Origin of the sequence: Kitasatospora sp. NPDC004745, from assembly GCF_042873275.1 — a bacterium.
GTDB lineage: Bacteria > Actinomycetota > Actinomycetes > Streptomycetales > Streptomycetaceae > Kitasatospora.
The window spans coordinates 223,835-249,652 of record NZ_JBIALK010000004.1; the positions used below are offsets into that span (position 1 = coordinate 223,835).

The 25,818-nt window shown below is 74.0% G+C and carries 26 protein-coding genes; 15 read left to right on the top strand and 11 right to left on the bottom strand.

Annotated elements, in window-relative coordinates; translation table 11 throughout:
• The first annotated feature begins 328 nt into the window (after positions 1-328).
• Positions 329-556 carry a hypothetical protein gene (locus ACFYUY_RS09985; RefSeq protein WP_360208379.1) on the top strand — a complete coding sequence of 76 codons (228 nt, stop codon included), beginning with the start codon at positions 329-331 and terminating at the stop codon, positions 554-556.
• A 73-nt stretch (positions 557-629) separates the two neighbouring features.
• Here ACFYUY_RS09985 and ACFYUY_RS09990 read toward each other — a convergent pair whose 3' ends face one another.
• Complete coding sequence (locus ACFYUY_RS09990) at positions 630-779, bottom strand: hypothetical protein (protein WP_387899772.1); 150 nt, start codon at positions 777-779, stop codon at positions 630-632.
• Between the two features lie 190 nt (positions 780-969).
• Here ACFYUY_RS09990 and ACFYUY_RS09995 point away from each other — a divergent pair, with 190 nt between their 5' ends.
• Both ACFYUY_RS09995 and ACFYUY_RS10000 read left to right on the top strand, forming a co-directional pair.
• Positions 970-2,370 carry a condensation domain-containing protein gene (locus ACFYUY_RS09995; protein WP_387899773.1) on the top strand — a complete coding sequence of 467 codons (1,401 nt, stop codon included), beginning with the start codon at positions 970-972 and terminating at the stop codon, positions 2,368-2,370.
• A gap of 118 nt (positions 2,371-2,488) precedes the next feature.
• Entirely contained in the window at positions 2,489-3,460 is a 972-nt protein-coding gene (locus ACFYUY_RS10000) for an NAD-dependent epimerase/dehydratase family protein (RefSeq protein WP_360208370.1), read from the top strand.
• Positions 3,461-3,525: 65 nt separating this feature from the next.
• On the opposite strand, the gene ACFYUY_RS10005 is transcribed toward ACFYUY_RS10000, so the two are convergent.
• The 5 genes from ACFYUY_RS10005 to ACFYUY_RS10025 form a co-directional block, all read right to left on the bottom strand.
• Entirely contained in the window at positions 3,526-5,094 is a 1,569-nt protein-coding gene (locus ACFYUY_RS10005) for an MFS transporter (RefSeq protein WP_387899775.1), read from the bottom strand.
• Between the two features lie 222 nt (positions 5,095-5,316).
• Positions 5,317-6,864: a M1 family metallopeptidase gene (locus ACFYUY_RS10010; RefSeq protein ID WP_387899777.1), complete on the bottom strand. Its 1,548-nt coding sequence runs from the start codon at positions 6,862-6,864 to the stop codon at positions 5,317-5,319.
• A gap of 187 nt (positions 6,865-7,051) precedes the next feature.
• Positions 7,052-7,924, bottom strand: coding sequence for a sulfurtransferase (locus ACFYUY_RS10015; RefSeq protein WP_360208362.1), 873 nt, complete (start codon positions 7,922-7,924; stop codon positions 7,052-7,054).
• A 252-nt stretch (positions 7,925-8,176) separates the two neighbouring features.
• Entirely contained in the window at positions 8,177-8,509 is a 333-nt protein-coding gene (locus ACFYUY_RS10020; protein WP_360208360.1) for a hypothetical protein, read from the bottom strand.
• Positions 8,510-8,664: 155 nt separating this feature from the next.
• On the bottom strand, positions 8,665-9,504 hold the full coding sequence (locus ACFYUY_RS10025) for a polysaccharide deacetylase family protein (protein WP_360208357.1): 840 nt from the start codon (positions 9,502-9,504) through the stop codon (positions 8,665-8,667).
• Positions 9,505-9,735: 231 nt separating this feature from the next.
• Here ACFYUY_RS10025 and ACFYUY_RS10030 point away from each other — a divergent pair, with 231 nt between their 5' ends.
• Positions 9,736-10,596, top strand: coding sequence for an SAM-dependent methyltransferase (locus ACFYUY_RS10030; protein ID WP_360208354.1), 861 nt, complete (start codon positions 9,736-9,738; stop codon positions 10,594-10,596).
• Between the two features lie 48 nt (positions 10,597-10,644).
• On the opposite strand, the gene ACFYUY_RS10035 is transcribed toward ACFYUY_RS10030, so the two are convergent.
• Complete coding sequence (locus ACFYUY_RS10035; protein WP_387899780.1) at positions 10,645-11,514, bottom strand: Fpg/Nei family DNA glycosylase; 870 nt, start codon at positions 11,512-11,514, stop codon at positions 10,645-10,647.
• A 142-nt stretch (positions 11,515-11,656) separates the two neighbouring features.
• Between ACFYUY_RS10035 and ACFYUY_RS10040 the strand changes: the two genes are divergently transcribed.
• From ACFYUY_RS10040 to ACFYUY_RS10055, 4 genes are all read left to right on the top strand, one after another.
• The gene (locus ACFYUY_RS10040) at positions 11,657-12,109 is read left to right on the top strand and encodes an SRPBCC family protein (protein ID WP_360208348.1); all 453 of its coding nucleotides are present in this window, start codon (positions 11,657-11,659) and stop codon (positions 12,107-12,109) included.
• A gap of 98 nt (positions 12,110-12,207) precedes the next feature.
• Positions 12,208-12,867: a hypothetical protein gene (locus ACFYUY_RS10045; RefSeq protein WP_360208345.1), complete on the top strand. Its 660-nt coding sequence runs from the start codon at positions 12,208-12,210 to the stop codon at positions 12,865-12,867.
• Positions 12,868-13,009: 142 nt separating this feature from the next.
• On the top strand, positions 13,010-13,807 hold the full coding sequence (locus ACFYUY_RS10050; RefSeq protein ID WP_387899782.1) for a DsbA family protein: 798 nt from the start codon (positions 13,010-13,012) through the stop codon (positions 13,805-13,807).
• Positions 13,804-14,421 carry a vitamin K epoxide reductase family protein gene (locus tag ACFYUY_RS10055; RefSeq protein WP_363363110.1) on the top strand — a complete coding sequence of 206 codons (618 nt, stop codon included), beginning with the start codon at positions 13,804-13,806 and terminating at the stop codon, positions 14,419-14,421. The genes ACFYUY_RS10050 and ACFYUY_RS10055 overlap by 4 nt, the downstream gene beginning before the upstream one ends.
• Positions 14,422-14,527: 106 nt before the next feature.
• Here ACFYUY_RS10055 and ACFYUY_RS10060 read toward each other — a convergent pair whose 3' ends face one another.
• The gene (locus ACFYUY_RS10060) at positions 14,528-15,511 is read right to left on the bottom strand and encodes an adenosine deaminase (protein WP_360207977.1); all 984 of its coding nucleotides are present in this window, start codon (positions 15,509-15,511) and stop codon (positions 14,528-14,530) included.
• Between the two features lie 186 nt (positions 15,512-15,697).
• Between ACFYUY_RS10060 and ACFYUY_RS10065 the strand changes: the two genes are divergently transcribed.
• Both ACFYUY_RS10065 and ACFYUY_RS10070 read left to right on the top strand, forming a co-directional pair.
• Complete coding sequence (locus ACFYUY_RS10065; protein WP_360207980.1) at positions 15,698-15,976, top strand: DUF6158 family protein; 279 nt, start codon at positions 15,698-15,700, stop codon at positions 15,974-15,976.
• A gap of 156 nt (positions 15,977-16,132) precedes the next feature.
• Positions 16,133-17,521, top strand: coding sequence for an NADP-dependent succinic semialdehyde dehydrogenase (locus ACFYUY_RS10070; protein WP_360207982.1), 1,389 nt, complete (start codon positions 16,133-16,135; stop codon positions 17,519-17,521).
• A 33-nt stretch (positions 17,522-17,554) separates the two neighbouring features.
• Here the strand turns inward: ACFYUY_RS10070 and ACFYUY_RS10075 are convergent, their stop codons facing one another.
• Both ACFYUY_RS10075 and ACFYUY_RS10080 read right to left on the bottom strand, forming a co-directional pair.
• Positions 17,555-17,836, bottom strand: coding sequence for a hypothetical protein (locus ACFYUY_RS10075; protein ID WP_360207985.1), 282 nt, complete (start codon positions 17,834-17,836; stop codon positions 17,555-17,557).
• A 45-nt stretch (positions 17,837-17,881) separates the two neighbouring features.
• On the bottom strand, positions 17,882-18,964 hold the full coding sequence (locus ACFYUY_RS10080) for a Ku protein (protein WP_387899785.1): 1,083 nt from the start codon (positions 18,962-18,964) through the stop codon (positions 17,882-17,884).
• Between the two features lie 132 nt (positions 18,965-19,096).
• On the opposite strand from ACFYUY_RS10080, the gene ACFYUY_RS10085 reads away from it, so the two are divergent.
• From ACFYUY_RS10085 to ACFYUY_RS10095, 3 genes are all read left to right on the top strand, one after another.
• Positions 19,097-19,369: a hypothetical protein gene (locus ACFYUY_RS10085; RefSeq protein ID WP_387899786.1), complete on the top strand. Its 273-nt coding sequence runs from the start codon at positions 19,097-19,099 to the stop codon at positions 19,367-19,369.
• Positions 19,370-19,613: 244 nt separating this feature from the next.
• Positions 19,614-21,056 carry an amino acid permease gene (locus ACFYUY_RS10090; protein ID WP_360207993.1) on the top strand — a complete coding sequence of 481 codons (1,443 nt, stop codon included), beginning with the start codon at positions 19,614-19,616 and terminating at the stop codon, positions 21,054-21,056.
• 224 nt (positions 21,057-21,280) lie between these two features.
• Positions 21,281-22,495, top strand: coding sequence for a helix-turn-helix domain-containing protein (locus ACFYUY_RS10095; protein ID WP_387899788.1), 1,215 nt, complete (start codon positions 21,281-21,283; stop codon positions 22,493-22,495).
• A gap of 166 nt (positions 22,496-22,661) precedes the next feature.
• On the opposite strand, the gene ACFYUY_RS10100 is transcribed toward ACFYUY_RS10095, so the two are convergent.
• On the bottom strand, positions 22,662-23,462 hold the full coding sequence (locus ACFYUY_RS10100) for a serine protease (RefSeq protein WP_360207997.1): 801 nt from the start codon (positions 23,460-23,462) through the stop codon (positions 22,662-22,664).
• A gap of 141 nt (positions 23,463-23,603) precedes the next feature.
• On the opposite strand from ACFYUY_RS10100, the gene ACFYUY_RS10105 reads away from it, so the two are divergent.
• Together ACFYUY_RS10105 and ACFYUY_RS10110 are read left to right on the top strand one after the other, a co-directional pair.
• A complete protein-coding gene (locus ACFYUY_RS10105) occupies positions 23,604-24,464 on the top strand; it encodes an EI24 domain-containing protein (protein ID WP_360207999.1) in 861 nt (286 codons plus the stop codon).
• 608 nt (positions 24,465-25,072) lie between these two features.
• Entirely contained in the window at positions 25,073-25,756 is a 684-nt protein-coding gene (locus ACFYUY_RS10110; protein WP_387899790.1) for a transglycosylase SLT domain-containing protein, read from the top strand.
• The last annotated feature ends 62 nt before the right edge of the window (positions 25,757-25,818 follow it).

Sequence of the window (25,818 nt, forward strand, 5' to 3'; positions counted from 1 at the left end):
AATGCGCCCGCAGCGATCAGCAGGCGCACACAAAGTCCATGGGAACCACAACTGCAACTACCTCGACTGTAGCAGGATCCGGTCCCGACCGGCGGAAAATCCGGGGGAATTTTCCGGCCCGGCCACCGGATGGCGGTACCTCCGGCCCCGCCGCACCCGGAACGCCCTTGGTCCGGGAGGAACTTGCCGCCACGCCCCGCCACGCCGCCCGGTCCGGAATCTTTCTCCGGGCTGCCACCCCGCCCCCCGACCGGAGGATTCCCGGCGACGGGAAATCCGCTGCTCCCCACCGGCCCGGCGGGCGGGTTTTCGGAGCATACTGGCCACGATGAGTAAAACACCGGCAGTCCGACGCCCCCTTCCCACCAGCCCTTTCAAAGCCAAGCCCGACAAACCGCCCAAGCACTTCGCGGTGGGTGACCGCGTCACCCACGACAGGTACGGTCTCGGCCGCGTCATCGAGGTGGAGGACGGAGCCAGCGCCGCGGTGCTGGTCGACTTCGGCTCGCGACAGGAGCGGATAACGCCGCCGTACGCGGCGATGTTCGTCCTCTGACCGGCGCTCCGACGACGGCACCGGCCCCTCCCCGGGAGCCGGTGAACCGAAGCGCGGGGCAGCGCCGTTGGAGTCAGTGGTGGGCGGTCGGCGTGTTGTGGGGCACGCCGCCGCACACCACGAGCACTCTGCGCACCGCACCGCCGCCGCACACCACGAGAACGCCGCGCGGCAGGACGGCGGCCCGGGCCACGGGCCAGGCCGCCGACGAGGAAGCCCCCACCGGAGCACGGTACTGCCGTGCTCCGGTGGGGGCTTCGTCGTTCCCCGGACGCCCCGGACCACCCCGACGGGCCCACCCGGCCCACCCTCGACGGCGGGCGGGCGGTGCGCCACACTCTCCCCAGCAGCACCCGCGCTCCCAACGCACCGGTACGACGTCGCGACCCACCGCCACAACGGAGAGCCACACGGTGACCACTCGTCAACTGCTGGAGATCCCCTTCTCGTCCGGCCGGTCCGGGGCCGGCCCGGCCACCTGGGGGCAACGCGCCATCTGGGACGCCGTGAGCCGGCTGCCCGCGGCCGACGCACCGCGGTACAACATCGGCACGGCGGCGCCGATCGACCCGGGGCTGCCGCTCCCCGTCGTGCTGGGCGGCCTGGAGCAGCTGCTGCACCTGCACGACTCCCTGCACACCAGGCTGCTGCCGGACGGCGCCGGCGGTCTGCGCCAGGTCGTCGACCCGGACGGACGGCTGGCGGTGGAGGTCCGCACCTGCCCGGGCAGCACCGGCCCGGGCAGCACCGGCGTGGCGGAGGCCGGCGCGCGGCTGCACGAGGAGCTGTCCGCCCGGCCGTTCGACACCGCCGAGCAGTGGCCGCTCCGGGTCGGCGTGGTGGAGGCCGACGGGCTGGCCCGTTACGTCAGCCTGGTGCTCTCGCACACGGCGGTCGACGGCTCCGGGATGAACCGCCTGGTGGCAGACCTCACCGCGCTCTGCCTCGGCAGCTCACCGGCGGACCTGGCCGAGCTGCGCGAGCCGGCCCGGCAGCCGCTGGAGGAGGCGGCGTTCCAGGACTCCGAACGCGGCCGGAAGCGCGACGCGGGAGCCCGCAAGCAGTTCCTGCGCAAGCTGCGCCTGGGCCCGGCCCGGCTGTTCCCGCCGCCCGCCCCGCCGGCACCGGACGCCCCCGCCGCGCCGTTCCCGAACGCCGTCCTGCGCTCCCCCGCCCTGCCCGCGGCGGTGGAGCGGGTGGCCGCCGCGCACCGGGTGAGCTCCTCCTCGGTGCTGCTGGCGGCGACGGCCGCGATGACGGCCCGGCTGTCCGGCACTCCGGAGGCGGTGCTCAACGTCGTGGTGAACAACCGCTTCCTGCCCGAGCTGACCAACGCGGTGAGCGTCGTCGCGGGCGACGGCCTGTTCCACCTCCCGGACGCCACGGCCGAGTTCGGCGACGTCGTCCGGCGCACCCACGCCGCCGCGATCGGCTCCTACCGGCACGCCTACTACGACAAGCTCCGGTTGAGCACCGAGATCGAGCGGCTCGCCGCCGAGGGCGTTCCGCTGGCCGACCGGTCGTGCGTCTTCAACGACACCCGCGAGCTGGTCCCGGCGGCGCCGGAGCCCGACGGGGGCCCTCGGCAGGAGACCACCCTCAGCTGGCCGGTGGAGTTCGAGCCGCGCCCCGGCCTGACCTACGCCCTGGACGCGCTGCAGTCCCCCGAGGCCCTGAGCCTGGCCATGACCGCCGACCCGGCGGTGCTCCCGCGCCCGGCGATGGAGCGCTTCCTCTACGGGATCGAGGAGTTGATCCTCACCGAGGCCCGCACCGTCGGGGCCGACCACTCCGGGTCGGACCCGCAGGCCTGACCGTCCGGCCCGGCAAGTGCGGCCGCGGGCGCGGTGGTTGACCATCCCTCGTGTTCAACCACCGCACCCCGCAGTCGAATCACGGCAGCGCCGCCCGTCCCGACCGTAGGCTGAGCCCATGCGGATCCTCATTCTCGGCGGCACCTCCTTCGTCGGCCGCGCGATCGCGGACGACGCCCTGCGCAGCGGTGCCGAGGTCACCCTGTTCACCCGGGGCCGGACCAACCCCGGCCTCTTCCCGGACGCCGTCCACCTGATCGGCGACCGCGACACCGGCGACTACGACGCCCTGCGCGGCGGTTCCTGGGACGCCGTCGTGGACGTCACCGGCTACCGCCCGCACCAGGTCGACCAGGCGATGGACGCACTCGGCGACCGGGTCGGCCGCTACCTCTTCGTCTCCAGCCACTCGGTCTACGAGCAGGAGGGCCTCGCGCCCGGCTCGGACGAGTCCGCCCCGCTCCGGGCGCCGCTGCGCGAGGCGGCGCAGCTGACCGACGCGACGTACGGCCGGCTCAAGGTGGCCTGCGAGGACGACGTGAGGGCCCGCTACGGCGATCGGGCGACGATCGTGCGGCCCGGAAAGGTGGCGGGCCCGCACGACGACCAGCGCGGGCTCACCTACTGGGCCCGCCGGGCCGCCCAGGGCGGGCGGATCGCACTGCCGGGGCGCCCGGAGCAGCCCGTCCAGCTGGTCGACGTGCGCGATCTGGCCCGGCTGGTGGTCCGGCTGGTCCGGGACGACCGGGCGGGCGCCTTCCACGCCGTCGGTCCGGCCGAGCCGACCACCCTGGGCGCCCTGATCGCCACCTGTGCCGAGGCGGCGGGCACCGAGGCGGAGGTCGTCCCGGTGCCGCCGGAGAGCTCACCGCAGATGTTCTTCCCGCTGGTGCGGCCGGAGCCGACCTGGTCCGGCCAGCAGCGCAGCGCGGCGCGGGCGCGCGCGGCCGGCCTGCCGGCGACCCCGCTCGCGGTGACGGCCGCCGACGTCCTCGCCTGGGACCGGGAGCGCGGCGAGCCGCCGCTCGGCCACGGCTTCACCCCCGAGCAGGAGGCCCTCGCCCTGGCGAGCGTCGCGCGGTCGCGCTGACCGGTCCCGGTGCCGCGGTCCCGCTGAAGGGGCGCTCACCCGGCCGGATCCGCGCCGGGCGTGCCTCAGACCTGGCCCGGTCCGCCGCCGGCCGACAGGGACTCCTCCTCCTCGGCCGGGGCCTCGGCCTGCACGCCCGGACGCAGACCGACCATCGCCACCACCGCGGCGGCGGCCATGAAGGCCGCCATCCAGTAGAGGACCGTCTGGGTGGCGTGGGCGAAGTCGACCCGGAAGAAGTCCGGGATCGCCGAGGTGCTCCCGCCACCGCTCTGGGCCTGGACCTGGGAGAGGTGCGCGGCCGTGGACTCCGCCTGGTCCTGCGGCAGGCCCTGGGCGACCAGGGAGTCGGTCAGCCCGGACCGCAGGTCGGTGACCAGGACGGTGCCGAGCACGGCCAGTCCCAGGCTCGCGGCGTAGTTGCGGACGGTCTGGGTGATGCCGGTCGCCTCGCCGTAGGACAGCCGGGAGGCGCGGTTGACGGCGTCCGTGCTGGCCGGGCTGAGCATGAAGCCCATACCGGCGCCGGCCAGCACGATGTCCCACTGCTGCTCGCTGAAGCTCAGCGTGGTGGCATCGCCCGCCCACAGGTAGAACCCGACGGCGGCCAGCACGCACCCGAGCACCACCGGCCGCTTCGCGCCGCCCCGGTCGAGCATCCGGCCGCCGAGCTGCGAGGCGATCACGAACCCGATGAAGAAGTAGAGCAGGAAGATGCCGGCCTCGGAGGAGGAGTCGCCGAGCGCGATCTGCGCGTACTCGCTGGAGAAGAAGAACACCGGGACGAACGCCAGCATCGAGATGCCGAGCACCACGTTCTGCACGGAGAACGCGCGGATGCGGAAGATGTCCACCTGGATCAGCGGCGAGGCCGTGCGCTTCTCGACGACCGCGAAGACGACCAGCAGCAGCACCCCCGCCGCGATGCAGAGCCCGATCGCCGGGTTGGACCAGCCCCAGACCTGCGACTGCTGGAACCCGAAGACGCTCAGCCCGACGCCGCCGGCGATCAGGACCAGGCCCCGGTAGTCCATGGGCGCGGGCCGGCTCTGCGTCACCGGCTTGGAGATCGCGATCAGCACCAGCGCGATCGCGGCCACCGGCAGGTTCACCCAGAAGATGGCCCGCCAGGTCCATTCGGTCAGGTAGCCGCCGAGGACCGGGCCGATCGCGGTCAGACCGCCCGCGATGCCGAAGAACAGGGCCAGGGCCCGCCCCCGCTCGCGCAGGGCGAAGTTCTGCACGACGATCGCCAGCGCCGCCGGGAACATGATGGCGCCGCCGACGCCCTGGACGGCGCGGAAGGCGATCAGCCAGGCCTCGGCCAGGCTCCCGGTGGGGGTGAAGCCGCAGCAGGCCGAGGCGCCGGCGAAGACCAGCACGCCGAGCACCACCATCTTGCGGTGCCCGACGGTGTCGGCGAGCCGCCCGCCGAAGGCGAAGAACGCCGCCAGGGTGAGCAGGTAGGCGTTGACCACCCACTGCACGCCCGTGCTGGTGAGGTCCAGCTCGTGCTGGATGTTCGGTACGGCGATCGACACGATGGTCTGGTCGATGAAGGTCATCGAGACGGCGAAGATCATCGCCGCCAGCACCAGGTAGCGCGGGGATCCGCCGGCGGGAGCAGTGCTCACGGTTCGCTCTTCCCTCCGGGGTGCGTCCGCGCGTCGACTGCCGGCGGATCACCTGTGGGACGGGCCCGTACCCCGGCGGGGCGGGCCCGGCTGCTGCCGTTGGTTCGGCGGATCTCATGCTAGGGCCGGGCCCGACGGGCCGCCCGACGGAGCGGTGCGGACGGGTCACCCGGCGCGGGGGCCCCGCGCCGGGTGACCGGGCGCCTCGGGCCCGGGCCCCCGTCAGTGCCCTTCGTCGTGCACCGAGTTGGTCTCCTGGATCTTCTTCCAGGACTTGGGCTCCACCGGCACCCCGCCGCCGGACTGCCCGTCGGCCCGCCCCGCGTCCGCGCCCGGTGCGAGCGAGGTCTTCGCCGGCGCCCCCGCGGGCGCCGGGCCGAGGGCCGGCTTGGAGGCGGTGAACAGCCAGGTGTTCAGGAGGTCGCCGAGCTTCTTCCCGGAGACCTTCTCCGCGTACGCCCGGAAGTCCGCGATGGTGGCGTTGCCGTAGCGCCGCTCGGTGGGCCAGCCCTTGAGGATCCGGAAGAACGCGTCGTCCCCGACGGTGTTGCGCAGCGCCTGGACGGCCACCGCACCGCGGTCGTAGACGGCGCCGTCGAACTGGTTGTCCGGGCCCGGGTCACCCGGCTTGACGGTCCAGAACCTGTCGTCGGCCGGGTGCGAGGCGTAGACGTAGTCGGCGAGCTCCTGCGCGGTGCCCTCGTTCTCGTGCTCGGACCAGAGGAACTGCGCGTACCGGGCGAAGCCCTCGTTCAGCCAGATGTCGCTCCAGCCCGAGAGCGAGACGCTGTCGCCGTACCACTGGTGGGCCAGCTCGTGGACGACCACCGAGGTGTTGGAGCCCTTCGCGAACTGCCGGGGGCTGTAGTAGACGCGGGTCTGGGTCTCCAGGGCGAAGCCGGTCCTGGTGTTGGGCACGTAGCCGCCGACGGAGCTGAACGGGTACTCGCCGAAGTAGCCGCTCAGCCAGTCGACGAGTTCCCCGGTGCGCTCGACGCTGGCGCGGGCGGCGTCCGCGTTGTCGCCGAGGTCCTTGCTGTAGGCGTTGTAGACGGGCAGCCCGCCCGGGGTCGTGTCGGTGGTGACGTCGAACTTCCCGACCGCGAGGGTGGCCAGGTACGTCGCCTGGGGCTTGTTCTCGCGCCAGCTGAAGCGGGTCCACCCGGCCTGCGAGCTCTTCCCGGCGAGGACGCCGTTGCTGATCACCTCGTTGCCGTCCGGCACCAGGACGGAGACGTCGAAGGTGGCCTTGTCGCTCGGGTGGTCGTTGCTGGGGAACCACCACCAGGCCGATTCGGGCTCCCCGGCCGCGACGGCACCGTCGGGCGTGCGCTGCCAGGCGGTGAAGCCGTACTTCTTCACGGTGGACGGGACGCCCTTGTAGCGGACGACCACGGTGGCCTGGGCGCCCTTGGCGAGCGGCCGGGCGGGCGTGACCTCCAGCTCCTGCTCCCCGCTGGCGGCGAAGGCGGCGGGCCGCCCGTTGACGCGGACCTCCTGGACGTCCAGCGCGAAGTCCAGGTTGAAGCGGGAGAGGTTGTCGGTGGCCGTGGCGAGGATGGTGGTGGTGCCCTCCAGCTCGTCGGTGGCGGGCTGGTACTTCAGCCGGATGTCGTAGTGCGAGATGCGGTAGCCGCCGTTGCCGTAGGTCGGGTAGTAGGCGTCGCCGGCCCCGGCCGCGCCGGGTTTGAAGTCGGCGGCCGCGGCGGGGACGGTCAGGAGCAGGCTCAGGGCGCCGGCGGCGGCGGAGACGATCAGCCTCTTGCGCACGTGGTCCTCCAGGATCACTGGGACGAAGGGTCGGATCGATCCTTGTCCCGGTGCGCCCCGCTCCACTCCCGGATTGTGAGATGTTCATGATAAGAAACAGGCCGAAATCACGCCGCCGCGCCCCGGACACCCGCCTCAACACTCCCGGGGGCCGCACCGGCCCCACACGCCGCTCCCCGCAGGGCCCTCACCCCCCGAGCGCCACCGGCGCCCGCACCAGCGAGCCGTACTCCGTCCACGAGCCGTCGTAGTTCTTCACGTGCTCGTACCCGAGCAGCTCGGTCAGCGCGAACCAGGTGTGCGCGGAGCGCTCCCCGATCCGGCAGTAGGCGATCACCTCGCGCTCCGGCTCCACCCCGTTGGCCGCGTACAGCGCCCGCAGCTCCTCCGCCGAGCGGAACGACCCGTCGTCGTTGGCCGTCTGCGACCAGGGGACGTTGACCGCGCCCGGGATGTGCCCGGGCACCTGCGCCTGTTCCTGCGGCAGGTGCGGCGGGGCGATCAGCTCGCCCCGGAACTCGGCCGGTGAGCGGACGTCGACCAGCACCGCGTCCGAGCCGGGCTTGGCGAACACCTCGGCCTTGCCGAGCACCTCGTCGCGCAGCGCGCGCAGCTCAGGCCGTTCCGGCCCGGCCAGTCGGTAGGAGGTGTGCTGGTAGTCCATCACCTCCTGGGTGAGCGCCCGCCCCTCCAGCTCCCACTTCTTGCGCCCGCCGTCCAGCAGCCGCACCGGGCCGAAGCCGCGCAGCCGCAGCAGCCAGTAGGCGTAGGCGGCGAACCAGTTGTTGTTGCCGCCGTAGAGCACCACGCCGGTGTCGTCCTCCACCCCGGCCGCCCGCAGCAGGTGCTGGACGCCCTCCCGGTCGACGTAGTCGCGTCCGATCCGGCTGTGCAGGTCGGTGGTCCAGTTCCAGCCGACGGCGCCGGGGATGTGGTCCCGGTCGTAGGCGGTGCTGTCCTCGTCCACCTCGACGACCCGGACCGTCCCGTCGTCCAGGTGGTCGGCCAGCCACTCGGTGCGGACCAGCGTCTCGGGGTGCGCGTAGCCGTTGCCGGTCATCCGGGGGCCTCCTTCGCTCTGCCCGGGGCCGCCGGGCGGAGCGCCCGGGACCGCACTGGACCGGGCCCGCGGGCGCGCACGCACCGGTGCACCGCGGACGGACCGGCCACTATCGAACGTACGTCGGACGCGGCACCCGGGCCACCCCGGGAGTGGGCCCGCGATCGGGGACGCCCACGAACGCCGGACGGCCCGGGGCCCGGCCGCTGCCGGTCACCGGGCCGTCCCGTGGGTCGGCGGGTTCCGTCCGCCTCAGGAGAAGATCACCGAGCGGAGCCTCAGGCGGTCGCCGAGCTTCTTGCCCGGGTTCATCACGTAGTAGGTGTCGCCGTCGCAGTGCGCGTCGAGGAAGACGGTGGCCGTCGAGGTGGTGAAGTTCTCCGGCGCGAAGGCCGGCAGGTTCCCGATGTCCGGCAGGTCGATGCACACGCGGCTCTCCGGGTCGGCCAGTCCGGTCGGGATCCCGATCGGCGGGACCCCGACCCTGTAGAGGAAGTCACCGGTGGCCGCGGTGGCGGAGGTGGGGACGGCGAGGACGAGGGTGGCGGCGCTGGCGAGGGCCAGAACGGTGTTGCGCAGACGCATGGGTGAGGGCCTTTCAGGTGGTACGCGGCGGTACCGGGTTCATTGGTGCGAGATCACCCTAGAGGCCGAAAATCCGCAGAAACGGTTCATCTAGTGCACCCTTTCGAGTGGTTTAAGCGGAAAGGCCGCGACCTTTCGGCTCACCCATGGCCCCCTCAGTTCGGCGGAGCCGTGAAGTAGTAGCCCGAGTCGACCAGCACCGGCAGGTACGCCTTCAGCGCGGCGACGGTCTGCGAGCGGTCCCCGCCACCGTCGTGGTTGAGCACGATCGCCCCGGGCCGGACGTCCTTGAGGATCCGGTCGGTGATCGCCGAGGTGCCGGGCCGGGCCCAGTCCCGCGGGTCCACCGACCAGGCCATGTTCCGCATCCCGAGGTCCGCGGCCACCTTGAGCGACTCCGTCGACCAGTCGCCGCCGGGCGCCCGGAACCAGGTGGGCAGCCGGCCGGTGGTCCGGTGCAGCAGGTCCGAGGTGCGCTCCAGCTCGTCCCGGACCTTGCCCTCGGACAGGTTCCGCAGGTCCGGGTGGGTCCAGGTGTGGTTGGCGATGTGGTGGCCCCGGTCGGCGATCTCCCGCACCAGCTCCGGGTACTGGACGGCGTTCTCCCCGATCAGGAAGAAGGTCGCCCGGATCCCGTGCTGCTGGAGCAGGGACAGCACGGTCGGCGTGTACCGCGGGTCCGGGCCGTCGTCGATGGTGAGGGCCACCACCCGCCGTTCCGCGTCGAGCTCGTACACCGGCTTGCTCTCCGCCGTGGAGATCGTGTGGCGGACGGTCTCGACGCTCGGCCCGGCCGGGGCGGCGGCGGCCGGTGGCGCCGAGGGCGCGGCGGACGGCGTGACCGGGGCCGCGCCCGGTGTCGCCTCGGGGCCGGCCAGGGACTCGTTGAACCCCTCGGGCGCCGCCGCCGCGGTGGGGCCGCCCCCACCGCCCCAGGGGCTCCGGCAGCCGGCGGCGGCTCCGAGCAGGGACATCCCGGCGGCGACCAGCAGCAATCTTCGCGAAGTAATCTGACGATCTGACGACATGTCGAATGCTTCCCCCGGCGGACATCGCCGCTCCCCGCGCGTGACCCCGACGGACCCGATCACCACTCCGACGGCCCAAGGCGGCCGCACCCCCGGCCGTCCGTACGCCACACTTCCCGGACCGGGCACCCGGCGCCCCCGGGGGGCCGCTACGCTGAGCCTCCCCAGTATGATGATCTGCCATCAGAGGACGTGGCCATGACGACAAGTCAGGACTTCCCCGACCAGGGCACCCGCGACGAGGACGCCGCCGAGCCGAGCCAGTGGGAACGTTTCGGCGTCGACACCACCGCCCCGCACTCCGCACGCGTGTACGACTACTGGCTGGGCGGAAAGACCAACTTCCCGCCGGACCGCGCCATGGGGCAGGCCATCGAGGAGGCCGTGCCGAGCGTCAAGGAGATGGCCAAGGCCAACCGCGCCTTCCAGGGCCGGGCCGTCCGCCACCTCGCCCGGGAGCACGGCATCCGGCAGTTCCTCGACCTCGGCACCGGCATCCCCACCTCGCCCAACACCCACGAGATCGCCGAGGCCGTCAGCCCCGGCACCCGGGTGGTCTACGTCGACAACGACCCGATCGTGCTCGCGCACGCCCGCGCCCTGATGGTGTCCAGCCCGGCCAGCCGCACCACCTACATCCACGCCGACCTGCGCAAGCCCGAGGAGCTGTTCGCCGACCCGGCGCTCACCGCCACCCTCGACCTCACCCAGCCGGTCGGGCTGCTGATGATCGCCGTACTGATGCTGATCGCCGACGAGGACGACCCCTGGGGCCGGGTCGCCGCCCTGCGCGACGCCCTGCCCGCCGGCAGCTGCCTCGCCCTCACCACGCCGACCCAGGACTTCGACCCGGTGGCCGTCGGCAAGGTCACCGAGGCCGCCCGGGCCGGTGGGATGACCCTCGTCCCGCGCACCCACGACGACGTCCTGCGCTTCTTCGACGGCTGGGACCTGGTCGAGCCCGGGCTCGCCCCCGTCCTCGGCTGGCGCCCGGACGGCGAGCCGCCGGCGGACCCGAAGGCCGCCTACTACTGGGGCGGCGTCGCCGTGAAGCGCTGACCGGACGGGCCCGGTGGGAGGCCGCGACTCCCACCGGGCCCGTTCCGCTCACTTCAGCAGCCGCGACAGCCGCCGGTCCGCCAGCGGCTTGCCCCCGGTCTGGCAGGTCGGGCAGTACTGCAGCGAGGAGTCCGCGAAGGAGACCTCGCGCACGGTGTCCCCGCAGACCGGGCAGGGCAGACCGGTGCGGCCGTGCACCCGCAGCCCGAGCTTCTTCTCCGCCTTCAGCTCCCCCGCCGCCAGCCCGCGCGAGCGCTCCACCGCGTCCCGCAGGGTGGTCCCGAGGGCCTCGTACAGCCGTGCCGTCTCCTCGTCGGTCAGGCTGGACGCCAGTTTGAAGGGCGACATCCGGGCCGCGTGCAGCACCTCGTCCGAGTAGGCGTTGCCCACCCCGGCCAGCACGGTCTGGTCCCGCAGCACGCCCTTGAGCCGGCGCCGTTCGCCGTGCAGCAGGGCCGCGAAGTCGGCCGCGGTGAACGCCGGGTCCAGCGGGTCCGGACCGAGCCGGGCCACCCCGGGCACCTCGGCCGGGTCCGCCACCACGTAGACCGCCAGGCCCTTCTTGGTGCCGGCCTCGGTCAGGTCGAAGCCGTCCCCCGCCTCCCCCGCCAGGCGCAGCCGCAGCGCCAGCGGGTTGCGCGGGCTCGGGCGGGGCGGCTCGGCGGGCAGCGCGTCCTTCCAGCGCAGCCAGCCGGCCCGGGCCAGGTGGACCACCAGGTGCAGCCCGCCGGCCTCGACGTCCAGGAACTTGCCGTGCCGGCTCACCCCGCCGACCGTCCGCCCCTCCAGCGCCGTCACCGGCGGGTCGTAGGTCTTCAGCGCGCTGATCGCCACCGGCTGCACGCGGGCGATCTCGCGCCCGGTCAGCCGCTCGGCCAGGAAGGCGCTCAGCGCCTCGACCTCCGGCAGCTCCGGCATGCGCCCAGTCTCCCGCAGCCCCGCGCCGGGCGCCCGCCGGTGCCCGACCGCCGGCCGGTGCGGGCCCGGGACCGGCGGCCGGGCCGCACCCGCTTTGCCCGGGCACCGTCCGCGGGCGCAGGCTGGTACCTGAGGAGGGCGCATGAACACCCTTGAGGAACAGATCGACGTCGCCGCCCCCGTCCTCGCCGCCTGGGAGCAGCTGCACCGGGTCCACGAGTACCCGCGGTTCGTCGACGGCGTGCACAGCGCCCACCCGCACGGCCGGAACCTGGCACACCTCGGGGTGGCGATCGGCGGCGCCGAGCGGGCCGTGGACACCGAGATCACCGACCGCGGCCGGGGCCGGGTGATGTCCTGGCGCACGCTCGACGGGATCCCGCTGAGCGGCGCCTTCGCCCTGCTGCCGCTGGACGCCCGGCGGACCAGGGTGCAGATCCGGGTGGAGTACGACCCGGCGGCGCTGCGCGAGGCGATCGGCGGGCCCGGCGGGTTCGCCCTGGCCGGGGCGATCGAGCGGGCGGTCCGGGGGGACCTGGAGCACTTCCGCGAGCTGGTCGAGGCCCGGGTGAGTCCGCCGGGGCCGGACCGGTAAGGACGACATAAGGCCAGCTCAGAGCGGGCGGTGAGGCTGTTCACAGCGAGCCCTCGGGCCGCCGGGTCCGCCGTCGACCTGTGGCAGACTCGATGGCGATGGACATCGGCCCGGTCACCAGGACGCTTCGCGCGGCGGTCTTCGCCGCGCTCGTCGTGCTGCTCGCCGGGCTCGGCCAGGTGGTGGTCACCGGCCGCGCGCTGCCGGTCGGCACGCTGGCCCTCGCCTCCGTCGCCGTGTTCGCGGCGGCCTTCGCCGTGGCCGGCCGCGAACGCGGCTACCCGGCGGTCGCGGCGGTGTTCCTGCCGCTGGAGCTCGGCGTCAGCGCCCTGTTCGACCTCGCGCAGACCTCCTGCCCGTCCCTGCCGCCCGGCTCCGCGCACGGCTTCCAGCCGCTGCTCTGCGGCGGCGGCTCGCTGGGCGGCTTCCTGCTCGGCCACGGCGTCTCCCAGCAGACCGGCGTCCTGCTGCTCCTGCTGCTGCACACCGTGATCGCGCTGTCCGCGGCCTTCTGGCTGCGCCGGGCGGACGCCGCGCTGGCCCGTCTCGCCCGCGCCGTCCGGATGCTGGGCGATTTCCTGCACCGGCACGTCCCGGCGGCCGCCCGCTGGCTGCGGCTGCTCGCCGCACCCGTCCCGGCCCGGCCGGTGGCGCGGGTGCCGTTCCCCCGGGCCAGCCGGGCCCTGGTGCCCGCCGAGGACGTCGTCGTCCGCCCGGCCGTCCGGCGCGGTCCGCCGGCGTTCGCCCCGGCCGGCTGAGCCCCGGCGCGTCCCGCGGTCCCCACGGACCGCTCCCGACGCGTCCCCGCCTCGACCGGTCCTCTCGCCCGCGCGCAGCCCCGCCCCCGAGCCGGCGCGCGCCGCCCCTCCGCACGCCCGAGAGCACAGGACGACGACACCCATGAGCAACACCCGCAAGACCGCCGCCAAGACCAACGCCACCGAGCGGATGCGCGCCGCCCGCGCCCAGGCCGAGCGCTCCGACCGGATCCGCCGCCGGGTGGTGGTCGGCGCCGCCTCCGCCGCCGTGCTGGCCCTCGCCGCGGGCGTGGCCCTCGCCGTCGGCGGCTCCTCCGGCTCCGGCTCCGGCGACGCGGCCGCGAACGGCCCGCTGGTCGTCCCGGCGAACGCGGGCGGCCCGAACGGCACCGTGATCACCTACGGCAAGGCCGACGCCCCGCACACCCTGGAGGTCTACGAGGACTTCCGCTGCCCGTTCTGCGAGCAGCTGGAGACCACCACCGGTGCGACCATGCAGCAGCTCGCCGACGCGGGCACCTACAAGATCGAGTACCACCTGGCGACGTTCCTGGACAAGAACCTGGGCGGCAAGGGCTCGCGCACCGCGCTGGCCGCGGCCGGGGCCGCGCTGAACGAGGGCGTGGACAAGTTCAAGCAGTTCCACGACGTGCTCTACGCCAACCAGCCCGACGAGCGCAGCGACGCCTTCGGCGACGTCAACCACGTCCTCGACCTGGCCGGCAAGGTCCCCGGCCTGAAGACCGACGGCTTCGTCAAGGCCGTCCAGGACGGCACCTACGCGCCGTGGGCGGCCAAGGTGAACGAGGAGTTCAACAACAGCGACGTCACCGGCACCCCGACCGTCAAGCTGGACGGGAAGAAGCTGGACGTCCTCACCGGCGGCAAGGCCGTCAGCCCCGAGCAGTTCACCGCGCTGGTCAAGCAGGTGGCCGGATGACGACCGCCGCCCCCGCCGCGCGGACGTACGGTGCGAGCCGCCCGTTCGCCTGGCTGCTGCTGATCGGCGGCGCGGTCGGGCTGTTCGCCTCGGCGGTCCTCACCCTGGACAAGATCCGGCTGCTGAAGGACCCGTCGTACGTCCCGAGCTGCAACATCAACCCGATCATCAGCTGCGGCTCGATCATGCGCAGCGACCAGGCGGAGGCCTTCGGCTTCCCCAACTCGCTGCTCGGCCTGGTCGGCTTCGCCGTGGTCGTCGCGGTCGGCGCCGGGCTGCTCGCCGGGGCCTCGTACCGGCGCTGGTTCTGGCTCGGGCTGCAGGCCGGGACGGTCTTCGGCATCGGCTTCGTGACCTGGCTCATGTACCAGGCGCTGTACTCGATCGGGGCGCTCTGCCCGTACTGCATGGTGGTCTGGGCCGCGATGATCCCGCTGTTCTGGTACACCACGCTGCACAACCTGCGCTCCGGGGTCATCCCGACCGGCCGCGCCCTGCGCCCGGTGGTCCGCGAGGCCGCCCGCTACCACTGGGTCGTCCCGGCGCTCTGGTACGCGGTGATCGCGCTGCTGGTCCTCAACCGGTTCTGGTACTACTGGTCGACCCTGCTCTGAGCACCGCCGGAGCACCCCGCCGGGCCCGCGCCCGCCACCTCCCTTCCCGGGGGTGGCGGGCGCACTGCCGGTGGGCGCACTGCCCGCGGGCTCGGAAGCGGTCGGCTCAGAACCGGTGGGCCGCGACCTCGGCGAGCAGCTCGGCCCGGCGCTCCTCGGAGAGGAAGGAGGCGCGGAAGGAGTTCGCGGCGAGCAGCCGGAGGGTCTCCTGGTCCAGGGCGAGGGCCTGCTGCACGGCCCGGAGGTTGTCCTCGACGTAGCCGCCGAAGTACGCCGGGTCGTCGGAGTTGACGGTGACCAGCAGGCCGGCCTCCAGCATCTCGCGCAGCGGGTGGTCGGCGAGGGTGTCGATGCAGCGCAGCCGGACGTTGGAGAGCGGGCAGAGGGTGAGCGGGATCCGCTCGCGCACCAGCCGGGCGACCAGCTCGCCGTCCTCCAGGCAGCGCAGGCCGTGGTCGATCCGCTCGACGCCGAGGACGTCCAGCGCCTCGGTGATGTACGAGGCCGGGCCCTCCTCCCCCGCGTGCGCGACCCGGTGCAGGCCGGCCTCCGCGGCGCGCCGGTACACCTCGCGGAACTTGGCCGGCGGGTGGCCGACCTCGGCCGAGTCGAGGCCGATGCCGGCGATCCGGTCGAAGTACGGGCGGGCGGCCTCGAAGGTCTCCAGCGCGGACTCGGCGGACTCGTCCCGCAGGAAGCACATGATCAGCCGGGTGCTGATCCCGTACCGCTCCTCGCTGCGCTCCAGCGCCGCGGTCAGCCCGTCGACCACGGTGCCGAGCGGCACGCCGCGCGCGGTGTGCGCCTGCGGGTCGAAGAAGATCTCCGCGTGCCGGACGCCCTGCTCGGCGGCCCGGGCGAGGTAGGCGTCGGCGAGGTCGGTGAAGTCCTGCCCGGTGCGCAGGACGGCCATCAGCGCGTAGTACAGGTCGAGGAAGGACTGCAGGTCGCTGAAGGAGTACGCCTTCCGCAGCTCCTCGGTGTCGGCGTAGGGCAGCGTGACGGCGTTGCGGGCGGCGAGGGCGAAGGCGAGTTCGGGCTCCAGGGTGCCTTCGATGTGAAGGTGGAGTTCGGCCTTGGGAAGCGGCATGGGAGATCTGTCCGAGCTGTAGGGGACGAAACGGATGATCCGGAAGGATTCATCCTACGTTCCGCTCCCTCCCGGCCGGCGCCCTCCGGAGGTGCTCGCGGCGCATCGGGCGTCACCCCCGCGGGTGTACCGGGGGCGGCCAGCGGGCACCCGGTAGGAGGGGGCTTCCGCCGAGGAGGTACCGAGATGCGGCACGTCGACCCGCACGTCCGGCCCGAGGGCATCTCCCCGCACGCCCTGGGCAACGACACGCTCCTGCACGAGCTGGAACAGCTGCACCGCACCCGTCACGAGACCTTCCTGCACGGCTCGGAGGACGCGCTCCGGCGGCACACCCTGCGCACCGGACAGCTGGAGGCCGAGTACCTGCACCGCTTTCCCGACCGACTGGTGACGGCCGGCCGGACCAGGGCCGGCGCGCGGGCCCGCGAGGCCGCGGCCCGGGTGGAGTCGCTGCCCGAGTAGCGGCCTGCCCCGGCGGCCGACCGGGGCGTCCGGACCGGCCGCGCGGCGGCGCCCGGCGGGGACACGCCGGGCGCCGGTGGCGTGCCCGCGGGCGGGCCGTCGGGGAGGGTGAGAGGCGCAGCCGCACCGGACCCCGACCCCCCCTGGGAGCCCCGCATGCCCATCGCCAGCGTCAACCCCGCGACCGGCGAGATCCTGGAGACCTTCGAGCCGCTCGACGCGGCCGGCGTCGAACGCAGACTGGCCCGCGCCGAGGCCGCGTTCCACAGCTACCGCACCACCCCCTTCGCCGCCCGCGCCGACCTGCTGCGCCGGGCCGCCGACCTGTTGGACCAGGACCAGGAGACGGTCGCCCGCACGATGACCGAGGAGATGGGCAAGCCGCTCACCGCCTCCCGGGCCGAGGCCGCCAAGTGCGCGAAGGCGATGCGCTGGTACGCCGACCACGCCGAGGCACTACTGGCCGACGAGCACCCGGACCCGGCCGACGTCGCCGACTCCGGCGCCGCCCGGGCCTACGTCCGCTACCGCCCGATCGGCGCGGTGCTGGCCGTGATGCCGTGGAACTTCCCGTTCTGGCAGGTGATCCGGTTCGCCGCGCCGGCCCTGATGGCGGGCAACGTCGGCCTGCTCAAGCACGCCTCCAACGTCCCGCGCACCGCGGTGGCGCTGGAGGAGCTCTTCCGGCGGGCCGGCTTCCCGGAGGGCTGCTTCCAGACCCTGCTGATCGGTTCGGGCGCGGTCGAGGGCGTCATCCGGGACCGCAGGGTGGCCGCGGTGACCCTCACCGGCAGCGAGCCGGCCGGCCGGGCGGTCGCCGCCACGGCGGCCGACGAGGTGAAGAAGGCGGTGCTGGAGCTCGGCGGCAGCGACCCGTTCGTCGTCATGCCCAGCGCCGACGTCGACGCGGCGGTGCGCACCGCCGTCCGCGCCCGGGCGCAGAACAACGGCCAGTCCTGCATCGCCGCCAAGCGCTTCATCGTGCACACCGACGTCTACGACCGCTTCACCGCTGGCTTCACCGAGGGGATGCGGTCGCTGCGCGTCGGGGACCCGATGGACGAGGCGACCGACGTCGGCCCGCTGGCCAGCCGCCAGGGCCGGGACGACCTGGAGGAGCTGGTCGAGGACGCCCGGACGCACGGCGCCCGGGTCGAGTGCGGCGGCGGGCGCCCGGAGGGCTGGGACACCGGGTACTTCTACGAGCCGACGGTGCTGACCGGCATCACCCCGGCGATGCGGATCCACCTGGAGGAGACCTTCGGCCCGGTGGCCACCGTCTACCGGGTCGCCGACCTGGACGAGGCCGTGGCGCTGGCCAACGACACGCCGTTCGGCCTGAGTTCCAACGTCTGGACCCGGGACGAGGGCGAGCAGGAGCGCTTCGTGCGCGACGTCCAGGCCGGCGGGGTGTTCTTCAACGGGATGACCGCCTCCCACCCCGCCCTGCCGTTCGGCGGCGTCAAGCGCTCCGGGTTCGGGCGGGAGCTGTCCGGGCACGGGATCCGGGAGTTCTGCAACGTCACCACGGTGTGGCTCGGCTGAGCGCTCCCGGACCGCACCGGTGCCCGGCCCGGGTCAGGAGGCCACGCGGTGCCTGCCCGGGCCGGGCGTCATCCACCGGGCGAGCACGCCGACCATGGCGACGGCCGTCAGGCCCCAGAAGATCGCCAGGACGACCATCACCCAGGTCTGGCTGATCTGGACGGCGACCATGCACAGACCGATCGAGAGCGCGATCATGACGGTCACCACGGTCGGGCTGAGGCTGAGCAGCCAGTGCCAGGCCCGGTGCATCCGGCTGGGGTTCGCCGGGGCGTCGGGGCCGGTTTCGGTTTCCTTGTAGGTCAGCAGGTCCATCGGGATCGCCTCCGGGTCTCGGGGGGCTGGCCGGATCCGCGGGGCTCAGGAGGCCTTGCGCGGAGCCGTGGACTTTCCGGTCGTGGTCCTTCCGGTCGTGGACTTGGCCGTCGCCGTCTTGGCCGTCGTGCTCTTGGCCTTCGTGCTCCTGCCCGTCGTGCTCTTGCCCGTCGACGGTCCGCCGGCCGCGGTGCCGCCGGCCGTCGTCTTCCGGGTCGTGGTCCGCTTCGCCGCGGCGGCCTTCGCGTCGGGCTCCGCCTTCTTCTTCGCCGGGGCGCGCCGGCGGGGCTCGGGCTTCCCCTCCTCCTCCGGGGCCTCCTCCGGCGCGTCCTCCGCCGGGCCCTGGCCCCGCCCGCTCCTGGCCTGCTTGAGGCTGGTGCGCAGCGCCTCCATCAGGTCGATCACGTTGTCGGGCGCCTCGCCGGGCTCCTCCTCGTGCGGGACCTCCACGCCCTCCAGACGGGCCGTGATCACCTGCTGGAGCGCCTGCTGGTAGTCGTCGTGCAGCTGGGAGAGGTCGAAGTCCTCGGAGAGGGTGTCCATCAGCGAGCGCGCCATCTTGAGCTCCTGCGGCCGCACGGCGACGTCCTCCTCGGGCGCGATGCCGGCCGCCGGGCGGACCTCGTCGGGCCAGATGCAGGTCTGCAGCACCAAGGTGCCGTCGTGCACCCGCAGCACCGCGGGCGACTCCCGGGTGCGCAGGGCGATCTTGGTGACGGCGATCTGCCCGGACTCGGTGAGCGCGTCGCGCAGCAGCGCGTAGGGCTTGGCGGCGGCCTTGTCGGCGACGCCCACGTAGTAGGCCTTGGAGAACATCAGCGGGTCGATCTCGCCGGCGTCGACGAAGGCCAGCACATCGATGATCTTCTTGCTGGGCAGCGGCAGGTCGGCGAGGTCGTCGTCGCTCAGGGTGACGGTCCGACCGTCGGGGGACTCGTAGCCCTTGGCGATCTCCGCGTACGGGACCTCCTTCTCCTCCTGCTCGCAGTACCGCTTCATCCGGACCCGTCCGCCGTCCTTGGCGTGCACCTGGTGCAGCGGGACGTCGTGTTCCTGGGTGGCCGAGTACAGGTGGACGGGGATGCTGACCAGCCCGAAGCTGATCGTCCCCTTCCAGGTGGTCTGCATGGGGTCGCTCCTTCCCGGAGGTTCCCGTCCGACGGAGCTTCCGGGCTCCGGAGTCTCCACTCTGCCCGCGTTTCCCCCGATCCGCACGGGAAGCACACAATGGGCTCGCGGGGGCCGAGGAGGTGGACGCGGATGACGGCCGGACGACGGCCCGGGCAGGCCCCGCCGCCGGACCGCACCAGGTACCGGGTGACGTACGCCGTGGCCGGGGAGCCCGGGACGCGCCGGGACGAGGTCGAGGTGGTGCCGGGGTACTCCGGGGAGGGCGACGTCCCGCGGATCCTGGCCGCGCGCCTGGCCGCGCACCCCGGTGAGCGACCGGGTGGACGGCCGGGTGATCGACCGGGCGGACGTTCGCAGCCGAATGATCTTCGGATCACCGTGCTGGAATTGCGCGAGATCTGAGCTCCAGCAGAGCTTCGGAGCCGCCCCGACCGATGACGATGCGTCAGATTTGAGCTTTTCGGGACCCCTTTCCACCCCCTCTGACCTGCTCTTTCGTTTCCGCTGAGCGAACAGTTACCAAACCATTGTTCCGATACTCGTGCGTAGTCGTTAGGTTGCACCGCAATGCGCGGGTCAATCCCCCCACCCTCCGGCGCGACGAGCCGAGGGTCAGCCGCGCGGGAAAGGCACAGGGCACCCTTTGATGAGTGCGGACACCACCAAGTCGACGGCGGCTCCCCACGTCCCCCACCAGTCGGGGCCGGCCGGGCACGGCGGCGGCGACGGCCACCTGAAGGCCGGGCTCAAGAACCGCCACCTGTCGATGATCGCCATCGGCGGCGTGATCGGCGCCGGCCTGTTCGTCGGCTCCGGCGCGGGCATCGCCTCCACCGGCCCGGGCATCCTGCTCTCCTACACGCTGGCCGGTGTGCTGGTCGTGCTGGTGATGCGGATGCTCGGCGAGATGGCGGCCGCGGACCCGCAGAGCGGCTCCTTCTCGGCGTACGCGGACCGCGCGCTCGGCCGCTGGGCCGGGTTCAGCATCGGCTGGCTGTACTGGTTCTTCTGGGTCGTGGTCCTCGCGGTGGAGGCCACCGCCGGCGCCAAGATCCTCAACAACTGGGTGCCGGGCGTGCCGCAGTGGGGCTGGGCACTGATCGTGATGGCGGTGCTGACCGCCACCAACCTGTTCTCGGTGGCCTCGTACGGCGAGTTCGAGTTCTGGTTCGCCGGCATCAAGGTGGTCGCGATCGCCGCGTTCCTGGTGATCGGCACCCTCGCCGCCTTCGGCCTGCTGCCCGGCACCCACGCCGTCGGCACCGAGAACCTGACCGGCCACGGCGGCTTCCTGCCGCACGGCGTGGGCGCGGTGTTCACCGGCATGCTCACCGTGGTGTTCGCCTTCATGGGCAGCGAGATCGTCACCCTGGCCGCGGGCGAGTCGGAGGACCCGGAGCGCGCCGTCAGCAAGGCCACCAACAGCGTGATCTGGCGCATCGGGATCTTCTACCTGGGCTCGATCCTGCTCGTGGTCACCCTGCTCCCGTGGGACTCCGCCGCCGTCAAGGGCAGCCCGTACGTGGCGGTGCTCGAGCACGTGGGCATCCCCGGCGCCGGCCAGGTGATGGACGTGATCGTGCTAACCGCCGTGCTGTCCTGCCTCAACTCCGGGATGTACACGGCCTCCCGGATGGCGTTCTCGCTGGGGCAGCGCGGCGACGCGCCGAAGGCCTTCGCGACCGTGACCGACCGGGGCGTGCCCCGGGTGGCCATCCTCTCCTCGGTGGTCTTCGGCTTCGTCGCGGTCTTCTTCAACTACACCTCGCCCGACACGGTGTTCGCCTTCCTGCTCAACTCCTCCGGCGCGGTTGCGCTCTTCGTCTGGCTGGTGATCTGCTTCTCCCAGCTGCGGATGCGCCGGATCATCGAGCGGGAGACCCCCGAGCGACTGACCGTCCGGATGTGGCTGTACCCGTACCTGACCTGGGCGGCCATCGGCATGATCGGGTTCGTGATGGCGTACATGTTCACCGACTCCGACGGGCGCAAGCAGATGTACCTGTCGCTGGTCGCCGCGGCGATCGTGCTCGTGGCCTCGGCCGTGGTGGGCCGACGGCGGCGGGCCGCGGTGGCGGCGGAGTCCTGACCCGTCCGCACCGCGCGTGGAACGCCGGGCCCGGGAGCCGTTGCGGAGGCTCCCGGGCCCGGCGCCGTTGTCCGGGGCCCGTCCGGCGCTCACCGCCGGGCGCGCCCGGCGGACACGCCCGAGCGGCTCCGGCGCGGGCCAGTTTGACGATGGCACGTCAAGGGGGATATCTGGGCCATGGCGCTCCCCCACGAGCGCTCCCCCACCCCCTCCCGGGAGACCCCGTGCCCCTCCCCCCTGCCCCCACGCCGCACGCCTCGGCGCGCCAACGCTTCGGCCACCGGCTGCGCCACTGGCGCGAGGCCCGCGGGCTCAGCCAGGCCGAACTCGGCCGCCGGCTCGGCTACCACAACTCGCTGATCAGCCGGGTCGAGAACGCCCGCCGCTGGCCACCACCCGGACTTCCCGCCCGGGCTGACGAACTCCTGCTCACCGGAGGGGAGTTGGCCGCCCTCTGGCAGCCCGTCCGACAGGAGCGGGAACGCCTCGGCGAGCTCGTCGCCCCCGCCAGACCGCCCCTCGGCGCCACCCTGCGCGGCGCCACCCCACCGGACGCCGCCACCTTCGAGGTGCTCCGCCAGCTGCTCGGCGTCTACCGCGCCGCCGCCGCCCGCACCGGCGGCGAACCCCTGGCCGCCGTCCTCGAACACCACGCCCGCACCCTGGCCGGCTGGCAGCACTCCACCCCGCGCGGCGACGTCACCGCCGTCCGGTCGCTCGCCGCCCAGTACGCCGAACTCGCCGGCTGGGCGCACTTCGAAGGGGACCGCCGGACCCGTGCGCTCGGCTGGTTCACGGCCGGACTGGAATGGGCCCGCGCGGCCGGGGACCAGCCCACCACGGCGGCCCTGCTGACCCGGCAGAGCACCCTGCACTGGTGGAACGGCGACCCGGCCGGCGCGCTCGCCCACGCCGAGGCCGCCCGCGCCGCCGCGCGACGGGTACCCGGCCTGCAGTCCTGGGCCGCCCTCGCCGAGGCGCACGCCCACGCCCTGAACGGCGCCGCGCCCGAGGCCTGGCGCGCGCTCGTCGAGGCCGAGCGGCTGACCGAGGCGGACCGGCGGGCCGGGCGGACGGAGCCCCGGCCGACCCGCGCCGCGCTGGTGCTCGGCGTCGCGCACGGCACCTGCCACCGGGACCTCGCCGTCCGCACCGGCCGCGCCGCGCACGCCCACGCGGCGGTGGCCCACCTGGACGCCGCGCTCGGACACCTGGACCCGGCCGAGCATCCGCACGACCACGCCCTGATCACCGGCCGCCTGGCCGGCGCCTACGCCCGGGCGGGGCGCCGCGAGGCCGCCGCCGCGACGCTCTCCCGCCTGCCGCCCGAGCCCACCGGGCGCGTCGCCCACGAGCAGCGCCGGGCCCGCGGCTGGCTGGGCGGCGCGCCGACCCACCAGGGCCCGCCCGGGGCCGAGCAGCCCGCACCGGAGGGCTGAGCCTGCGGTCCGCCCCGCGACGGCGCGGCGGGCGACGGCGCGGCGGGCGACGGCGCGGCGGGCGACGGCGCGGCGGGCGCGGACGGAGAGCGGCCGCCCGCCGGCGCGCGGAACGGCCGGGTGCCCGGGGGTGGCGAACCGCCCCCGGGCACCCGGCCGCGCGCCGTCAGAGCGAGGCCGCCGCCGCGGCGATGTCCGCCGCGTAGGTGCTCACCTGGGTGTAGATCCCCGGGTAGCCCGCCCGGGCGCAGCCGTTGCCCCAGCTGACGATGCCGACCTGGACCCAGCGCCCGGCAGCGTCCCGGCGCACCATCGGGCCGCCGGAGTCGCCCTGGCAGGTGTCCACGCCGCCCTTGGCGACGTACCCGGCGCACAGCGAGGCCCCGGTGTTCAGACCCGGGTAGGCCTGGGCGCAGGTGGCGTCGTCGACGAACGGCACGGTGGCCTTGAGCAGGTACCGCTGCTGCGACCCGCCCTCGGTCGCCGCGCCCCAGCCCATGATGGTGAAGGTGCCGTTGTCGTAGGCGGTCGAGGTGGCGATCGGCAGCGTGCTCACCGAACCGCCGGTGACGGGCGAGGCCAGCTTGATCAGCGCCCAGTCGTCGCCGTTCTCGGCGCCGGTGAAGGCGGGCGACTGGTAGACGTACGTGGAGCGCACCTTGACGGCGCCGCTGCCGCGCAGGTCGACCACGCCGGCCGTCGCGGTGATGCTCGAGTCGCTGCCGGTGCCGTCGACGCAGTGGGCGGCGGTGAGCACGATCTGCGGGGTGTAGAGCGCGCCGCCGCAGCCCATCGAGAGCCGCACCACGAACGGGAACTCGCCCTGCGACGCCCGGGTGCCGCCGACGACGCTCGGCGAGGGCGTAGGGGAGGGCGCGGGCGCGGCCGCGGCGGGCAGCACCGATGCGCCGACCCCGAGTATCGCGGCCGTGAACAGGGTTAGGATTCTGCCGAACTGACGCTTCATCAGGCTCCTCCAAGACAGGTCGGGGAGCACGAGGGTCGCCCGGCCGGCGGCGCGGCAGGAGGGGGTGGAGCCTGCCGGTCCGATCTGGCAGGAACACGGCAATGCGGGGTTCCGGGCCGGGAAGCCCTAAGGTGATCGCCCATGCGAGATCTTGCAGCGGGGATGACGTACCTGGTCGGGGGCCAGAAGTGGGTCGGCCGGCACGGCCGGTGGTGGGGGATCGGGATGATTCCCGCCCTGCTCGCACTGGTCGGGTACGCCGTCGCGCTCGTCCTCCTCGGCGCCTGGTCCACCGACCTGGCCGCCTGGGCCACCCCGTTCGCCGACCACTGGGGATCCCCCTGGCAGGCGCTGCTGCGCGACGCGCTGGCGGCCGTCGTCTTCGGCGGCGGGCTGCTGCTCTCCCTGCTGACCTTCACCGCCGTCACCCTGCTGGTCGGCCAGCCCTTCTACGAGGCGCTCTGCGCCGCGGTCGACGAGTCCGAGGGCGGCGCACCCACCCCGCCCGAGGTCCCGCTCTGGCGCGAGCTGGTCACCGCGGTGGCGGACAGCGTGACCGTGCTGCTCCGGGTCGCGGCGTTCGGCGTGGTGCTGTTCGCCTGCGGGTTCATCCCGGTGGTGGGCCAGACGGTGGTGCCCGCCCTCGGCTTCCTGGTGTCGGGCTTCTTCCTGACCGTCGAGCTGACGGCCGTCGCCCTGCAGCGGCGCGGCGTCCCGCAGCGCGAGCGGATCCGGCTGCTGCGCGCCCGGCTCGGGCTGGCGCTGGGCTTCGGCACCCCGCTGATCCTGGCCTTCCTGGTCCCGCTGGTGACGGTGCTCGCCATGCCGGGGGCGGTCGCGGGCGCCACCCTGCTGGCGCGGGACCTCGTCCCGGCGGAGCCGGCCCCGGCGGACGGGGAGGGCGAGGAGCACGGCCCGGCCGCCCAGGCCGCACCGCCCGTACCGCCCGCCCCGGCCGAGCGGCCGCAGCCCGTCCCCGGGAACCCGTACGCGGGTTCCTGAACCGGCGACCGCCCGGGCGCCGGGGGCGGGCTCCCGAACCGGTGACGGTGGTCGCGGGGGCGGGCTCCCGAACCGGTGACCGCCCGGTCACCCTGTGCCCACCTCGGCCCGCCGCCCGTGTGAAGCCGCCCACAGGCGTTCCGCCCTCTACTGCCCCCGATAGTGGACACCCCCGGACGCGACGGTGCGTGACCGCCCGGACCGGGGCGGCACCCCGTCCTCCGGGGTCCGGGTGACCCCGAAGAACGCAGGCCACCGCCCCTGCCGCCCTCGCGATCCGTCGCCGGGGGCCACCCCGGGCAACGAATTTCACAAATCGGGCAAATCACCTAAATGCCTCGGCCGCTCACCGTCACGGCCGCCCGGCGGCCACGATCCACCGTAGTAGCCCACGGCTTTGCCACCCACCGTCGACCCTGCCAAGAATGGCCCGTCGCCAGGCAGCGCGGCCGGCCCGACCGCCGCGCAGCCCGCCCGCCCCGCCAGTTCCGCCGGGGCGCCACGGCCGTCCCGGACGGCCGCGCGGGCCCCGCTCATCCGGGCGCCCGTGCGATGCCCCGCGCCCAGTGCCACCGGCACGGCCCCCGACGGAAGAGGATCTCGTCCGCATGCAGCTCAGCCATGCCCGCCGCAACTCGCTGATCACCGGTGTCGCCACCCTCGTCGTGGCGAGCGCCGCCACCGCCTCACTCGCCATCCCGCAGGTCGGCGACAAGGCCGAGGCCGCCGCCCCGGTGGCCGCAGTCTCGGTGGACGGCAAGCCGGTCACCGACCAGGCCGAGGCCGGCACCGCTGCCGCCGCCCAGACCGCCCAGACCCAGCAGGCCGCCCAGACGCAGGCCGACGCGGACGCCGCCGCGGCCGCCCAGGCCCAGGCCCAGGCCCAGGCCGCCGCCCGGGCGCAGGCCGAGGCCGAGGCGAAGGCCCAGGCGGACGCCAAGGCCAAGGCCGACGCCGACGCGGCCGCCTCCCGCTCCCAGCAGCGCCAGAGCCTCTCCGGCTACTCCGGCACCCCGCAGCAGATCGCCGCGCAGATCGTCCCGGCCGGCCAGCTGCAGTGCTTCAGCAACATCGTGTTCCGCGAGAGCAGCTGGAACCCGCTCGCCGTCAACGCCTCCTCCGGCGCCTACGGCCTGGTCCAGGCCCTGCCCGGCTCCAAGATGGCCTCGACCGGCTCCGACTGGCGCACCAACCCGGCCACCCAGATCAAGTGGGGCCTGGACTACATGAACTCCCGCTACGGCAGCCCCTGCGGCGCCTGGTCGTTCTGGCAGAAGCACCACTGGTACTGATCGCCCCCCGGCGCCGGGCACCCACGGCACCGAGCACCCCCGGGCCCGCGTCGCGGGCCCGT

Coding starts and splice junctions, on each gene's coding strand:
- ACFYUY_RS10030 (WP_360208354.1), top strand. CDS start 9,736: ATGACGACAAGTCAGGACTTCCCCGACCAGGGCACCCGCGACGAGGAC.
- ACFYUY_RS10080 (WP_387899785.1), bottom strand. CDS start 18,964: ATGCAGACCACCTGGAAGGGGACGATCAGCTTCGGGCTGGTCAGCATC.
- ACFYUY_RS10035 (WP_387899780.1), bottom strand. CDS start 11,514: ATGCCGGAGCTGCCGGAGGTCGAGGCGCTGAGCGCCTTCCTGGCCGAG.
- ACFYUY_RS10015 (WP_360208362.1), bottom strand. CDS start 7,924: ATGACCGGCAACGGCTACGCGCACCCCGAGACGCTGGTCCGCACCGAG.
- ACFYUY_RS10090 (WP_360207993.1), top strand. CDS start 19,614: ATGAGTGCGGACACCACCAAGTCGACGGCGGCTCCCCACGTCCCCCAC.
- ACFYUY_RS10045 (WP_360208345.1), top strand. CDS start 12,208: ATGGACATCGGCCCGGTCACCAGGACGCTTCGCGCGGCGGTCTTCGCC.
- ACFYUY_RS10100 (WP_360207997.1), bottom strand. CDS start 23,462: ATGAAGCGTCAGTTCGGCAGAATCCTAACCCTGTTCACGGCCGCGATA.
- ACFYUY_RS10055 (WP_363363110.1), top strand. CDS start 13,804: ATGACGACCGCCGCCCCCGCCGCGCGGACGTACGGTGCGAGCCGCCCG.
- ACFYUY_RS10105 (WP_360207999.1), top strand. CDS start 23,604: ATGCGAGATCTTGCAGCGGGGATGACGTACCTGGTCGGGGGCCAGAAG.
- ACFYUY_RS10075 (WP_360207985.1), bottom strand. CDS start 17,836: ATGGACCTGCTGACCTACAAGGAAACCGAAACCGGCCCCGACGCCCCG.
- ACFYUY_RS10040 (WP_360208348.1), top strand. CDS start 11,657: ATGAACACCCTTGAGGAACAGATCGACGTCGCCGCCCCCGTCCTCGCC.
- ACFYUY_RS10085 (WP_387899786.1), top strand. CDS start 19,097: ATGACGGCCGGACGACGGCCCGGGCAGGCCCCGCCGCCGGACCGCACC.
- ACFYUY_RS10060 (WP_360207977.1), bottom strand. CDS start 15,511: ATGCCGCTTCCCAAGGCCGAACTCCACCTTCACATCGAAGGCACCCTG.
- ACFYUY_RS09985 (WP_360208379.1), top strand. CDS start 329: ATGAGTAAAACACCGGCAGTCCGACGCCCCCTTCCCACCAGCCCTTTC.
- ACFYUY_RS10070 (WP_360207982.1), top strand. CDS start 16,133: ATGCCCATCGCCAGCGTCAACCCCGCGACCGGCGAGATCCTGGAGACC.
- ACFYUY_RS10110 (WP_387899790.1), top strand. CDS start 25,073: ATGCAGCTCAGCCATGCCCGCCGCAACTCGCTGATCACCGGTGTCGCC.
- ACFYUY_RS10065 (WP_360207980.1), top strand. CDS start 15,698: ATGCGGCACGTCGACCCGCACGTCCGGCCCGAGGGCATCTCCCCGCAC.
- ACFYUY_RS10000 (WP_360208370.1), top strand. CDS start 2,489: ATGCGGATCCTCATTCTCGGCGGCACCTCCTTCGTCGGCCGCGCGATC.
- ACFYUY_RS10050 (WP_387899782.1), top strand. CDS start 13,010: ATGAGCAACACCCGCAAGACCGCCGCCAAGACCAACGCCACCGAGCGG.
- ACFYUY_RS10020 (WP_360208360.1), bottom strand. CDS start 8,509: ATGCGTCTGCGCAACACCGTTCTGGCCCTCGCCAGCGCCGCCACCCTC.